The organism is Nonomuraea sp. ATR24, from assembly GCF_041950485.1.
Taxonomy (GTDB): domain Bacteria; phylum Actinomycetota; class Actinomycetes; order Streptosporangiales; family Streptosporangiaceae; genus Nonomuraea; species Nonomuraea ceibae.
The window spans coordinates 173,646-186,068 of record NZ_JBGNUU010000015.1; the positions used below are offsets into that span (position 1 = coordinate 173,646).

13 protein-coding genes are annotated in these 12,423 nt (G+C 75.3%); 4 read left to right on the forward strand and 9 right to left on the reverse strand.

Annotated features, from left to right (window positions below):
• Positions 1 to 99: 99 nt before the first annotated feature.
• Positions 100 to 1,008, forward strand: coding sequence for an ABC transporter ATP-binding protein (locus ACBI99_RS31700; RefSeq protein ID WP_219505709.1), 909 nt, complete (start codon positions 100 to 102; stop codon positions 1,006 to 1,008).
• Positions 1,005 to 1,775 (forward strand): ABC transporter permease, encoded by a 771-nt coding sequence (locus tag ACBI99_RS31705; RefSeq protein WP_375074150.1) that lies wholly within the window; start codon positions 1,005 to 1,007, stop codon positions 1,773 to 1,775. The genes ACBI99_RS31700 and ACBI99_RS31705 overlap by 4 nt, the downstream gene beginning before the upstream one ends.
• Before the next feature lie 37 nt (positions 1,776 to 1,812).
• Here the strand turns inward: ACBI99_RS31705 and ACBI99_RS31710 are convergent, their stop codons facing one another.
• Positions 1,813 to 2,988, reverse strand: a complete 1,176-nt coding sequence (locus ACBI99_RS31710; RefSeq protein WP_375074151.1) for an MFS transporter — start codon at positions 2,986 to 2,988, stop codon at positions 1,813 to 1,815.
• 110 nt (positions 2,989 to 3,098) lie between these two features.
• Between ACBI99_RS31710 and ACBI99_RS31715 the strand changes: the two genes are divergently transcribed.
• Entirely contained in the window at positions 3,099 to 4,013 is a 915-nt protein-coding gene (locus ACBI99_RS31715) for a DMT family transporter (RefSeq protein ID WP_219505714.1), read from the forward strand.
• A gap of 38 nt (positions 4,014 to 4,051) precedes the next feature.
• On the opposite strand, the gene ACBI99_RS31720 is transcribed toward ACBI99_RS31715, so the two are convergent.
• Genes ACBI99_RS31720 through ACBI99_RS31755 form a run of 8 tightly spaced genes read right to left on the reverse strand, consistent with a single transcriptional unit; the run spans position 4,052 to position 11,323 of the window.
• Complete coding sequence (locus ACBI99_RS31720) at positions 4,052 to 4,723, reverse strand: GntR family transcriptional regulator (RefSeq protein ID WP_219505715.1); 672 nt, start codon at positions 4,721 to 4,723, stop codon at positions 4,052 to 4,054.
• Between the two features lie 15 nt (positions 4,724 to 4,738).
• On the reverse strand, positions 4,739 to 5,725 hold the full coding sequence (locus ACBI99_RS31725; RefSeq protein WP_375074152.1) for an ornithine cyclodeaminase family protein: 987 nt from the start codon (positions 5,723 to 5,725) through the stop codon (positions 4,739 to 4,741).
• A complete protein-coding gene (locus tag ACBI99_RS31730) occupies positions 5,722 to 6,699 on the reverse strand; it encodes a proline racemase family protein (RefSeq protein ID WP_375074153.1) in 978 nt (325 codons plus the stop codon). The genes ACBI99_RS31725 and ACBI99_RS31730 overlap by 4 nt, the downstream gene beginning before the upstream one ends.
• Positions 6,696 to 7,697 carry a proline racemase family protein gene (locus ACBI99_RS31735; RefSeq protein WP_357586681.1) on the reverse strand — a complete coding sequence of 334 codons (1,002 nt, stop codon included), beginning with the start codon at positions 7,695 to 7,697 and terminating at the stop codon, positions 6,696 to 6,698. Before ACBI99_RS31735 ends, ACBI99_RS31730 begins: the two co-directional genes overlap by 4 nt.
• Positions 7,694 to 8,587 (reverse strand): dihydrodipicolinate synthase family protein, encoded by an 894-nt coding sequence (locus ACBI99_RS31740; protein WP_375074155.1) that lies wholly within the window; start codon positions 8,585 to 8,587, stop codon positions 7,694 to 7,696. Before ACBI99_RS31740 ends, ACBI99_RS31735 begins: the two co-directional genes overlap by 4 nt.
• Positions 8,584 to 9,942 (reverse strand): NAD(P)/FAD-dependent oxidoreductase, encoded by a 1,359-nt coding sequence (locus ACBI99_RS31745; protein WP_357586677.1) that lies wholly within the window; start codon positions 9,940 to 9,942, stop codon positions 8,584 to 8,586. The genes ACBI99_RS31740 and ACBI99_RS31745 overlap by 4 nt, the downstream gene beginning before the upstream one ends.
• On the reverse strand, positions 9,939 to 10,181 hold the full coding sequence (locus ACBI99_RS31750) for a (2Fe-2S)-binding protein (RefSeq protein WP_231618791.1): 243 nt from the start codon (positions 10,179 to 10,181) through the stop codon (positions 9,939 to 9,941). The genes ACBI99_RS31745 and ACBI99_RS31750 overlap by 4 nt, the downstream gene beginning before the upstream one ends.
• A complete protein-coding gene (locus ACBI99_RS31755) occupies positions 10,178 to 11,323 on the reverse strand; it encodes an NAD(P)/FAD-dependent oxidoreductase (RefSeq protein ID WP_375074156.1) in 1,146 nt (381 codons plus the stop codon). Before ACBI99_RS31755 ends, ACBI99_RS31750 begins: the two co-directional genes overlap by 4 nt.
• A 92-nt stretch (positions 11,324 to 11,415) precedes the next feature.
• Between ACBI99_RS31755 and ACBI99_RS31760 the strand changes: the two genes are divergently transcribed.
• Positions 11,416 to 12,417 (forward strand): heme A synthase, encoded by a 1,002-nt coding sequence (locus ACBI99_RS31760; protein ID WP_375074157.1) that lies wholly within the window; start codon positions 11,416 to 11,418, stop codon positions 12,415 to 12,417.
• Positions 12,418 to 12,423 lie beyond the last annotated feature (6 nt).

Here is a 12,423-nt window from a genome sequence, read left to right on the forward strand (position 1 = left end):
AACCATCATCTGGTCCCCCGAATTCCCAATTATGGGATAAATTTCGGCCAGCTTGCCCTGCGGGCCGGACCGGCCCCGGCAGTCCCTAAACTCGTGCGCATGGAATCCCCAGCCGTCGAGATCGCGGACCTGGTCAAGCGCTATGGCGGCACCACTGCGGTCGACGGCCTCAGCATGCTGGCCGCGCGCGGCGCGGTCACCGCCGTCCTCGGCCCCAACGGCGCCGGCAAGACCTCGACGGTGGAGATCTGCGAGGGGTTCCGCAAAGCCGACGCCGGCACGGTGCGGGTGCTCGGCAGCGCCCCCGACGCCGCCGCGCTGCGCCCCCGGGTGGGCGTCATGCTGCAGTCCGGCGGGGTCCCGCCCGCGATGCGCTGCGCCGAGTGGCTGCGGCTGGTCGCCCGCTTCTACGCCCGTCCCCTCGACCCGGGCGCGCTGCTGGAGCGCCTCGGCCTCTCCGATCACGTACGGACCCCGTACCGGAGGCTGTCGGGCGGCCAGCAGCAGCGGCTGTCGCTGGCCGCGGCCGTCATCGGCAGGCCCGAGCTGGTCTTCCTGGACGAGCCGACGGCCGGGCTCGACCCGCAGGCCAGGCACGCGTGCTGGGAGCTGGTCGGCGAGCTGCGCGCCGCCGGGGTGTCGGTGGTGCTGACCACCCACCACATGGACGAGGCCGAGCGGCTGGCCGACAAGGTCGTCATCATCGACCGCGGCCGGGTGGTGGCCGAGGGCAGTCCCGCCACGCTGACCGGCGCCGAGCGGCAGCTCCGCTTCCGCGCCCGGCCGGGGCTGGGGCTGGAGGAGCTGCTCAACGCGCTGCCGGCCGGGAGCGCGGCCAAGGAGTCGCCGGCCGGCCACTACATCATCGAGGGCCAGGTGGACCCGGAGCTGCTGGCCACCGTGACGGCCTGGTGCGCGGCGGAGGGCGTCACGGCCGACGACCTGCGCATCGAGCGCCGCACGCTGGAAGACGTGTTCCTGGAGCTGACGGGCAGGGAGCTGCGATGAGCGCCACGCTGGACTTCACCCCCGCGCCGGGGGCGGCGCCGTTCCCGCGCATGGTGCTGGCGCAGGCCGGGGCCGAGATCCGGGCCATGCTGCGCAACGGCGAGCAGCTGCTGCTCACGATGATCATCCCGGTGCTGCTGCTGGTCGGCTTCTCGGTGGCGCCGCTCATCGACGTGGGCGGCGGCGACCGGGTGGCGTTCCTCGCGCCGGGCGTGCTGGCGCTGGCGGTGATGTCGACGGCGTTCACCGGGCAGGCGATCGCCACCGGGTTCGAGCGGCGCTACGGGGTGCTCAGGCGGCTGGGCGCCACGCCGCTGTCGCGGGGCGGGCTCATGCTGGCCAAGACGGCCGCGGTGATCGCGGTGGAGGCCATCCAGGTCGCGGTGATCGTCGGGGTGGCGCTGGCGCTGGGCTGGCAGCCGCACGGGTCGCCGTTCGCCGCCGCGCTGCTGGTGCTGCTGGGCACCGCCGCGTTCAGCGGGCTCGGGCTGCTCATGGCCGGCCTGCTGCGGGCCGAGGCGACGCTGGCCGCCGCCAACCTGGTCTACCTGCTGCTGCTGGCGGCGGGCGGGGTGGTGTTCCCGCTGGCGAAGTTCCCCGCGTCGGTGCGGCCGGTGCTGGAGCTGCTGCCGATCTCGGCGCTGACCGGCGGGCTGCGCGCGGTCCTGTCGGGCGGCGCGGCGCTGCCGCTGGGCGCGCTCGCCGTGCTGGCCGTCTGGGCGCTGGCCTCCCTGGGCCTGGCCGCCCGCACCTTCCGCTGGGAATGACGCGCGCCGGGACTGGCCCGCGTGACGACGCCCTGGCCTAACCGGGCGTCGCGTCCGGGACGAGGGCGCCGTAGCGGCGTCTGGCGAGGGCGGCCACGACGGTGAGGGGCAGCGCCGCCGCCGCGGCGAGCCCGAACAGCAGCCCGTAGCGGCCGTCCCCGGCCAGCGGCCCGGCCGCCCACGAGGAGGCGGCGCTGCCGACGAACAGCGCCGAGGCGAAGAACGCCACGGCGGTGCCCCTGGCGTGCGGCACCACGGAGGTGACCCACGTCTGCAGCGACGAGTGCATGAACGACCAGCCGCCGCCGAGCAGCAGCGCGGTGACCGTGACGGCGGCCACGCTCACCCCGGCGGCGACGACGGCGTACCCGGCGCACATCTGCGCGCCGCCCGCCGCGATGAGCCACCACGCGGGCCACCCACGCGACAGCCGCATGACCAGCCGGCTGAACAGCCACACGCCGAGCCCGTAGGCGGCGGCGCAGAGCCCGGCCACGGTGGTGGAGACGCCGTCGTGCTGCAGGGCGGTGGCCAGGAACGCCATCGTGCCGATGAGCACGGCCCCCTCCACGAACGCCAGCGCGAACACCAGCAGCGCCCACGGGCTGCGCAGGACCGCGCCGACGTGCCCGCCGCGCCCGGGACCGGCGGCCCTCCTGGGCGGCTCCGGCAGGGCGCGCAGCGCGACGGCGCAGGCCAGCGCGCACGCGGCCGGGACGGTGAACACCAGCCGCCAGCCCGCCAGGTCGCCGAGCAGCCCGCCGAAGCCGGTGGCCAGCGCGGTGCCCAGCGCCATCACGCCCATCAGGTCCGACAGGGCGCGCTGGCGGCCGGACGGCTGGACGGTGTCGCCGACGTAGGCGAGCGAGGCGGGCACGATCGCGCCGAAGCAGGCGCCCGCGGCGACCCGGGACAGGACGAGCGCGCCGAGCACCGGCATGAACGCGGAGACCAGGCCCGTCACGGCCGCGCCGAGCAGCGCGATCCGCATGACGCGCACCCGCCCGAACCGGTCGGACAGCACGCCCCACAGCGGCTGCACCAGCCCGTAGGCGAGGTAGTAGCCGCTGGCCACGGCGACGGCGGCGGCCAGCGGGACGCCGAGGTCGACGGCGATGAGCACGAGCATGGGCGTCACGGCGAAGCGGTCGAAGCAGCTGACGAACGAGGCCGCGGCGAGGGAGGACGGGGGCCTGTCGGGAGTGGCGGACATGGGTCCCTTTTACCGATTCATGGGGTTATCGGGCAGTCATATCACCTCGGCTGCGGCGACGCCGGAGGCGGTGGGTAGGCTGCGAGGGCCTTTTCGCTGTGAGGAGATCCGTGACCGCCTTCGCCTACGACGACCCGCTCGACCGCGGCGGCCGCCTGCCCCGGGCCGGCAGCCTGCTGCGCGGCGCCGCCGATTCCATTCCGCCGTCCGGGCTGGTGCTGCTGGGGATCTTCTCCGTGCAGCTCGGGGCGGGGTTCGCCAAGGAGCTGTTCGCGGCGCTCCCGCCGAGCGCGGTGGTGTTCCTGCGGATCGCTGCCGGGGCGCTGATCATGGGGGCGGTGGCCCGGCCCCGGCTGCGCGGGCTGGCGTGGCGCGACTGGGCTGTGGGCCTGGCGTTCGGCGTGACGCTCGCGGTGATGAACCTGACGTTCTACGAGGCGCTGGCGCGGCTGCCCATGGGCGTCGCGGTGGCGATCGAGTTCCTGGGGCCGCTGGGCGTCGCCGTGGCGGCCTCGCGGCGGCGGCTCGACCTGCTGTGGGTCGGCCTGGCCGCGGCCGGGGTGGTGCTGCTGGCGCCGTGGGGGCAGTCGGCCGGGGTGAGCTGGGCCGGCATCGGCTTCGCGCTGGTGGCGGGCGCCTGCTGGGCGGCCTACATCCTGCTGTCGGCGGCGGCCGGCGGCCGTTTCCCCGGCACCACCGGGCTGTCGTTCGCGATGATCGTGTCGGCCGTGGTGATCGCGCCAGTGGGCGTCACGACGGGCGGCGCCGACCTGCTCCAGCCGGAGCTGGTGCTCATCGGGCTGGGCGTGGGGCTGCTGTCGTCGGTGATCCCCTACTCGCTGGAGCTCAAGGCGCTGCGCCGGATGCCCAAGCACGTGTTCGGCATCCTGATGAGCGTCGAGCCCGCGGCTGCGGCGCTGATCGGCGTGCTGCTGCTGGGCGAGATCCTGAACGTGCAGCAGTGGGCGGCGGTGCTGTGCATCGTGGCGGCCAGCTTCGGCTCGACGCGGGCGGGCCGGGGCTAGGGCGGGCCGGGGCTGGGATTGCCGGGGCCAGGGCGGGCTCAGGCGTTGCTGGCCCAGATGCCGCGCACGTGCTGGATGTGCTCCGACATGATCAGACGGACGGCCTCCACGTCGCCGCCCTTGAGCGCATCGAGCAGCTCCACGTGCTCGCGGGCGGAGTCGGCCAGCGTGCCGCGCTGGGAGAGCTGCGACAGGCCGTAGAGGCGGGCCCGGGTGCGCAGGTCCCTGACGACCTCGACCAGGTGCGCGTTGCCCGACAGCGCGAGCAGCTCCAGGTGGAAGCGCAGGTCGGCGTCGACGTAGGCGAGCAGGTCGCCCTGCTCGGCGGCGGCGACGATCTCCTCGGCGACCGGGCGCAGCCGCTCGAAGTCGGCGGCGCGCCCGGTGTCGGCCAGCCGCGCCACGGTCGGCACCTCGATGAGCCTGCGGATCTCGGTCAGCTCGTCCAGGTCGCGCTCGGACAGCTCGGTGACGCGGAAGCCCTTGTTGCGCACCGCCTCGACCAGGCCCTCCTTGGCCAGGTCGAGCATGGCCTCGCGGACGGGCGTGGCCGACACGCCGAACTGCGCGGCCAGCACCGGCGCCGAGTAGACCACGCCGGGGCGCATCTCCCCCGTGATCAGCGCGGCCCGCAGCGCGTGCGCCACCTGCTCGCGCAGGCTCTGCCGCTCGCCCACCATCGGCAGGTCGAGCCGGTCCTCGGCAGCCATCCGCCCATCCCTTCCCTAGGTCCTCCGGGACCGGGTCCGCTGAAACCACGCCTCGTACGCGGCGGCCGCGACGACCAGGTCCTGCCACGCCATGCCGGTGCCCTTGAACACGCGGGGCCCGTCGCCCGGGACGACCCGGCCCACGACCAGCTCAGCGAGGTTTCCGGCGAGATGATGAGTGGTGATCGTACCGTGGCGGATGGGGATGACCACATCCCCCGCTTCGGCCAGCGCCGCGGATCTCGCCTCGACGACCACGCACGACCGGGCGATCAGCTCGCCGTCGAGCTCCCGGGCGTCCTGCTCGTGCGACCCGATGGCGACCACCGTGGCCCGATCGCGCACCAGCGCGCCGTCGAACAGCGGCTGCCTGGCGGTGGTGCAGCAGACGACGAGGTCCGCCCGCGCCACGGCCGCGCCGACCCGCTCACCGGCCTGATCACCGGCCTGATCACCCGGGCCGGTCAGCGCCTCGGCCTCCAGGCCCAGCTCGCGGCAGCGGGCGGCGAACGCCCCGGCCCGGCCGGGGTCGCGGCCCACGACCGTGACCCGCCGGACGGGCCTGACCTCGGCGAGCGCCTCGACGTGACCCCACGCCTGCGGGCCCGTGCCGAACACGAGCAGGTCGCCGGCGTCCGGCTCGGCCAGGTGGCGGACGGCCAGCGCCGAGACGGCGGGCGTGCGCAGCGAGGTGAGCGCGATCCCGTCCATCGTGGCGAGCGGCGCCAGCGTGCGGCCGTCGAACAGCAGGTACGTGCCCTGGATGCGGGGCAGCCCGAGCGCGGCGTTGCCGGGCGCCACGGTGGCGGCCTTGACCCCGGCGTACCGCCCGGCCGCCGCGGGCATCAGCAGGAGCTGACCGGCGGGCAGATCGACGACGGGCCGCTGCGGCGTCGCCTCCGGGTCCAGCCCGCCGAGCAGCGCCTCCTCCAGGAGCCGCACGGCGCCGGCCACGGGCACCAGCCGCCGCACGGTGTGGGCGTCGAGATGGGGAAGGGTCATCGCAGCGTGAACCCCGTGCCGATGGGGTCGTCCTGGTCGAGCTCGAAGGTGTGCCTGCCGGTGCGGTAGGCCATGCCCTCGATCTCGGGCACCACCCCGGCGGGCGTCTCGGCGGCCACCCGGGCGCGGAACACGCTGCCGACGACGCTCTCGTGCACGAGCGTGCCGCGGTGGCCGTCCTCGTGCAGCAGGGCGAGCCGGGCGGCGGTGCCGGACCCGCACGGCGAGCGGTCCACCTCGCCGTCGGCGAACACGGTGACGTTGCGCTGGCGGCCGGGGCCGAGGTCGTCGTAGAAGATCACGCCGTAGACGCCGGACAGCCGGTCGTCGCCGGGGTGCCGGGTGGCCGGGTGCCCCTCCAGCCCGGCCTTGATCCGGCGGCCCCAGGCGATGAGCTCGCCCACGTGGCGCGGCTCGACGGACAGGCCGACGGCCTTGGCGGGCACCGAGGCGTAGATGGCGCCGCCGTAGGACAGGTCGGTCTCGATCCCGGCGGCCGGGACGCCGCGCGCGATCACGTACGAGGGGACGCTGACGAAGGTGACGGCGGTGACGCGGCCGGCCTCGCGGCGGACGCGGGCGGTGACGCGGCCGGAGGGCACGTCCACGACGACGTCGGTCTCGCCGTCGGGGTCGCTCTCGACCAGGCCCTCGCGGACGGCGTGCACGCCGAGCGCGATGGTGCCGTGGCCGCAGGCGGTGGAGTAGCCGTCCTTGTGCCAGAACAGGACGCCGAGGTGGGCGCCGGGGTCGTCGGGCGGGACGAGGAAGCAGCCGTACATGTCGGCGTGGCCGCGCGGCTCGTGGCAGAGCAGCCGCCGCACGTGGTCGGCGGCGGCGGGGGCGTTGGCGCGGCGTTCGAGCACGGTGGCGCCGGGGATGGCGGGGACGCCGCCGGTGACGATCCGGAACGGCTCGCCGCCGGTGTGGTAGTCGACGGTGCTGATCAGGGGCGTGCTCGCAGGCGGGGTCACAGCTCGAACCCTTCGGGGAACGGGTCGCGCGGGTCGAGGAAGTACTGGGCGGTGCCGGTCACCCAGGCGCGGCCGGTGATCGACGGGACGACGGCGGGCCTGCCGCCGACGACGCCGTCCTCCAGCAGGCGGCCGATGAACCGGGTGCCGATGAACGACTCGTTGACGAAGTCGCGGCCCAGCGGCAGCTCGCCCCGGGCGTGCAGCTGGGCCATGCGGGCGCTGGTGCCGGTGCCGCACGGCGAGCGGTCGAACCAGCCGGGGTGGATGGCCATCGCGTGCCGCGAGTGGTGGGCGTCGGAGCCGGGCGCGGCGAAGTAGACGTGGTGGCAGCCGCGGATGCGCTCGTCCTCGGGGTGCACGGGCTCGTCGGCGGCGTTGACGGCCGCCATCGTGGCCAGCCCGGCGGCGAGGATGTCGTTCTTGGCCTTGCGGTCGAACGGCAGCCCGTACGCGTCGAGGTCGACGATGGCGTAGAAGTTGCCGCCGTAGGCGAGGTCGTAGCGGATCTCCCCGTAGCCGGGCACGGTGACGGTGGCGTCGAGCCGGTCGGCGTAGGAGGGGACGTTCCTGAGCGTCACGGACGTCGCCATGCCGTCGCGGACGGCCACGTCCACGACGACGAGCCCGGCGGGCACCTCCAGGCGGACGGTGGTGACGGGCTCGACGACCTCGACCATGCCGGTCTCCACCAGCACGGTCGCCACGCCGATCGTGCCGTGGCCGCACATCGGCAGCAGCCCGGACACCTCGATGAACAGCACGCCCCAGTCGGCGTCTGGCCGGGTGGGCGGCTGCAGGATGGCGCCGCTCATGGCGGCATGGCCACGCGGCTCGTTCATCAGCAGCTTGCGGATGTGGTCGAGGTGGTCGCGGAAGTAGACCCGCCGCTCGGCCATGCTCGCGCCGGGGATGACGCCGACGCCGCCGGTGACGACCCTGGTGGGCATGCCCTCGGTGTGCGAGTCCACGGCGTGGAACACGCGTTTGGTCCTCATCGCAGTCCTTCCGCGAGTGCCTTCTCGGTGGCGGCGCGCACGGCGGCGGCCTGCTCGTCCGTCAGCGGCCGCCGGGGCGGGCGGCAGGGGCCTCCCGGACGGCCCGCCAGGTCCATCGACAGCTTGATGGCCTGGACGAACTCCGTCTTGGAGTCCCAGCGCAGCAGCGAGTGGAGCTTACGGTAGAGCGGCAGGGCCGTGCCGAGGTCTCCGGCGACGGCCGCCCTGTAGAGGGCGGCGCCGGCGGCGGGCAGCGCGTTCGGGTAGCCCGCGATCCAGCCGGCCGCGCCGGCCAGGGCCAGCTCCAGCAGCACGTCGTCGGAGCCGATCAGCACGTCCAGGCCGGGGGCCAGCTCGGCGATCTCGTAGGCGCGGCGCGGGTCGCCGGTGAACTCCTTGACGGCCACGATCAGGCCCTCGTCGAACAGCCGGGCCAGCAGCGCGGGCGTCAGGTCGACCTTGGTGTCGTAGGGGTTGTTGTAGGCCACCACGGGCACCCCGGCGGCGGCGACCTCGCGGTAGTGCTCGGCGACCGCGGCCTCGTCGGCGCGGTAGGCGTTCGGGGGCAGCAGCAGCACCGACCCGCAGCCCTCCTCGGCGGCCTGCTCGGCCCAGCGCCGCGACTCGCCCGAGCCGTACGCGCCGACGCCCGCCATCACGTTGCGCCCGCCCACGGCCTCGACGGCGGTGCGCACGACGCGGGCCCGCTCGTCGGCGGTGAGCGTCTGGTACTCGCCGAGCGACCCGTTGGGCACGACGCCGTCGCAGCCCTGGTCCACCAGCCAGCGGCAGTGCTCGGCGTAGGCGTCGAAGTCGACGGTCAGGTCCGCGCGCAGGGGGAGCGCGGTGGCGACCATGATGCCGTGCCAGGCCTTGCTGCGTTCGGTCATGGATGTCCTCCCGTGGGGGGTTCGGCGGCTTCGGCGAGTGCTGCGAGGGTGATCGGCTGGGCGACGGGGCGGCGCGGCGGCGCGGGCCGCTCGCCGGTGAGGCAGGCGACGGGGTAGCCGCAGATGCGGCCCTGGCACCAGCCCATGCCGGGCCTGGCCAGCAGCTTGACCGAGCGCGCGTCGGTGGCGCCCAGGTCCTGCGCCTCGCGCAGGCGGGCCAGCGGCACCTCCTCGCACCGGCACACGAGCGTGTCGTCGCGCAGCCAGCCCTGCCAGCCGTCTTTCACGGGGTAGGCCGCCAGCAGCGCGCGGGCGAAGGCGCGCAGGCTGTCGCGCCGCCGGACGAGCTTGACGGGCAGTGCCCTGCCGGCGGCGGCGAGCCCGGCGAGGCGGCCTTCGAGCTCGGCCAGCCGCCAGCCGCCGACGCCGGTGGGCTCCCCGGCGGCCCACACGCCGGGGACGCCGGTGGCCTGGCGGCCGTCGACGGCGAGGACGGGGCTGCCGTCGGCGTCGTGCCGGGTGGCGCAGCCGAGCTGGACACCCAGGTCGATCTGGGGGGTGAAGCCGTAGCCGGTGGCCAGCGTGTCGCAGGCGACGCTGCGGGCGGACAGCACGTTCCAGTCGCGGCCGAGCCGGGCCACGGTCACGGCTTCGAGCCGGTCCCGGCCGTGCGCGGCGATCACGGCGGTGCGGGGCCGGTACGGGACGCGGTGCCGGGCGAGCGTGAGCGCGTACGAGGCGGCCTCCCCGGCCTTGCCCAGGGCGAGCACGGGGTGGCGGGCCAGCCCGAGCCCGGCGCTCGCCTCGTGCACGCCGAGCACGCGCGCCCCGGCCCCGGCCAGCCCGGCGGCGACCGGCAGCAGGAACGGGCCGGTCCCGGCGACGACGACGCGCTGCCCGGCGACCACGCCGTTGCCCTTGAGCAGCGCCTGCGCGCCGCCCGCGGTGAGCACGCCGGGCAGGTCCCAGCCGGGGAACGGCAGCGGCCGGTCGTGCGCGCCGGTGGCGATGAGCAGGCGCCTGCCGCGCACGTCCACCGGCCGCTCGGCGCCGTCCGAGGTGGTGACGCAGTGGGCGGTCAGGTCGCCGTCCGGCTCGCGGGTGACGCTCCACACCTGGTGGCCGAGCAGCACGTCGGCGCGTTCGGCCAGCGCCCGCGCCCGGCGGGCGAACCCGTCGAAGCCGGGCGTGCCGGGGTTCGGCGGGGCGGCGGGGTGGCGGAAGTACTGGCCGCCCAGCCGCGCCCCGGAGTCGAGCAGGGCCACGCGCAGCCCGTGCTGGGCGGCCGACAGCGCGCCCGCGACCCCGGCGGCGCCTCCCCCGACCACCACCAGGTCGTACGGGTTGCCGGTCATGAGGTGGTCACCTCGTCGCCGGGCCGGGCCTCCAGCAGGCAGGCGCGCTCGGGCGGCCGGCCGTTGACGGTGACCAGGCAGTCGAAGCAGACGCCGATCCCGCAGAACAGCCCGCGCGGCCGCCCGCCGAACCGGGTGGTGCGCCAGGAGCGCACGCCCGCCGCGTGCAGGGCCGCGCCGATCGTCTGGCCCGGCGTCACCGGCACGGGCCGGCCGTCGATCGTGATCTGGAAGGTCAACGCGGCTCCTCCGGGAATCGGTCGGGGCGGAACGGGTGCGGGTCGAGGGCGGGCTCACGGCCGGTGAGGAGCTGGGCGAGCAGGTGACCGGTGGCGGGGGCCAGGCCGATGCCGGCGCCCTCGTGCCCGCACGCGTGGTACAGGCCGGGCGCGCGCGGGTCGGCGCCGATCACGGGCAGGTGGTCGGGGCAGTAGGGCCGGAACCCGCAGTAGGACCTGATGACCCGCACGCCGCGCAGCGCCGGGAAGAGGGCGACGGCCTGCTCGGCCAGGCGCGCGAGCACGGGCACCGAGGTGGTGCGGTCGAAGCCGACGCGCTCGCGGCTGGCGCCGATGAGCACGGTGCCCGCCTGGGTGCCCTCGACGACGGCGGACGTCTCCAGCGCCGCCGAGTCGCTGGCCACGTTGGTGACGTAGGCGGCGGTGTAGACCTTGTGCCGGATCAGCGGCTCGGCCAGCGGTTCGGTGACCAGGATGAACCCGCGCCTGGGCAGCACCGGCAGGCTCACCCCGGCCAGCGCGGCGAGCTCGCCGCCCCAGGTGCCGGCCGCGTTGACGACGGCGCCGCCGAGGATGTCGCCCCGGTCGGTGCGCACGCCGGTGACGCGGTCGCCGGAGCGGACGAAGCCGGTGACGGTGACGCCGAGGCGCAGCCGGACGGCGCCGTGCCCATAGCTGTCGGCCCCGTGCCGCAGCAGCCTGGCGGCGGCCAGCATGGGCTGCACCTGGGCGTCCTGCGGGTAGAACACGCCGCCCGCGAGCCCGTCGGCCAGGTGCGGCTCCAGGTCGCGCAGCGCGCCGGCGGCGACGCTCTCGTGCTCGACGCCCTGCTTGCGGGCCAGCTCGGTGAGCCGGTCCTGGATCTCGGCGGTCTCGGCGACGACGAGCCCGCCCTTGGGCTCGAACTCGAAGCCGCCGCGGGTCTCGGCCAGCTCGCGCCAGAGCCCGTTGGACAGCAGCGCGAGCTCGAGCTCCGGTCCTGGTTCCTTGTCGGAGACGAGCACGTTGCCCTCGCCCGCCCCGGTCGTGCCGCCCGCGACGGGGCCCCGGTCGACGACGGTCACGTCCAGCCCGGCGCGCGCGGCGTAGTAGGCGCAGGCGGCGCCCACGACGCCGGCCCCGACGACGATCACGTCGGACATCGGCTCACCTCCACCTCAGTAATATGTCACATGTCCAGCGGAGGGAAAAGCCGGTGTCGGGACCGCCACACCCGCCACCTACCATCGATGACGTGAAGCTACCCGGGCGCTACGCCGACTCCTTCGTGTCATCCTTCTGGTCGCCGACCACGGCGACGTTGCGCGGATGGGCGCTGGCCGCCGTCGTGGCCAACGCGGGCATCACGGTGAGCGGCGCGGTCGTGCGGGTGACGAACTCCGGGCTCGGCTGCCCGACCTGGCCGCGCTGCACGCCCGACAGCTTCGTCCCGGTCGCGCACCCCGAGGTGGCGCCGATCAACATGGCCATCGAGTTCGGCAACCGGCTGGTCACGTTCCTCGTGCTGGTCATCGGGGTGGCCTGCTGGGTGGCCGCCCACCGGCTCAAGCCGCGGCGCGCCTCGCTGGTCAAGCTGGCCTGGCTGCAGCCGATCGGCATCATCGCGCAGGCCCTGTGGGGCGGCGTGGTGGTCAGCACCCTGCTCAACCCGTTCACGGTCGGCATGCACTACCTGCTGTCGATCGGGCTGACCGCCGCCTGCTGGGCCCTGTACGCGCGCGCCGGCGAGGGCGACGCGCCCGCGCGGCGGCTGGTCCACCGCGACGTACGGCGGCTCGGCCACGCGCTGCTGGCCGCGGTGTTCACGCTGCTGGTCGCGGGCGTGCTGGTGACCGGTACGGGCCCGCACTCGGGCGACGAGCTGGCCAGCCGCTTCGACCTCGACATCGAGAGCGTGGCCCGGCTGCACGCCGACGTCGCCTACCTGGTCGTCGGGCTGACCTTCGCGCTGCTGTTCGCCCTGCACGTGACCCGCGCGCCCCGGCGGGCCCGGCGCGCGGCGCTCGCGCTGCTGGTGGTCGAGCTGCTGCAGGGCGTGATCGGCTACACGCAGTACTTCCTCGGCGTCCCGGCCGCGCTGGTCGCCCTGCACGTGGTCGGCTCCACGCTGGTGTGGATCTTCACGCTGCGCGTCGTCTCGGCGCTGCGCACCCACGACCCCGCCGGCGAGACGGCCGGCGAAGAGGCCGGTGAGGCGGGCAGCCCCTCCCCCACCGAAGTCCCCGCCAAGTCCTGACGGGGT

Coding starts and splice junctions, on each gene's coding strand:
- ACBI99_RS31700 (WP_219505709.1), top strand. CDS start 100: ATGGAATCCCCAGCCGTCGAGATCGCGGACCTGGTCAAGCGCTATGGC.
- ACBI99_RS31705 (WP_375074150.1), top strand. CDS start 1,005: ATGAGCGCCACGCTGGACTTCACCCCCGCGCCGGGGGCGGCGCCGTTC.
- ACBI99_RS31710 (WP_375074151.1), bottom strand. CDS start 2,988: ATGTCCGCCACTCCCGACAGGCCCCCGTCCTCCCTCGCCGCGGCCTCG.
- ACBI99_RS31720 (WP_219505715.1), bottom strand. CDS start 4,723: ATGGCTGCCGAGGACCGGCTCGACCTGCCGATGGTGGGCGAGCGGCAG.
- ACBI99_RS31725 (WP_375074152.1), bottom strand. CDS start 5,725: ATGACCCTTCCCCATCTCGACGCCCACACCGTGCGGCGGCTGGTGCCC.
- ACBI99_RS31735 (WP_357586681.1), bottom strand. CDS start 7,697: ATGAGGACCAAACGCGTGTTCCACGCCGTGGACTCGCACACCGAGGGC.
- ACBI99_RS31740 (WP_375074155.1), bottom strand. CDS start 8,587: ATGACCGAACGCAGCAAGGCCTGGCACGGCATCATGGTCGCCACCGCG.
- ACBI99_RS31745 (WP_357586677.1), bottom strand. CDS start 9,942: ATGACCGGCAACCCGTACGACCTGGTGGTGGTCGGGGGAGGCGCCGCC.
- ACBI99_RS31755 (WP_375074156.1), bottom strand. CDS start 11,323: ATGTCCGACGTGATCGTCGTCGGGGCCGGCGTCGTGGGCGCCGCCTGC.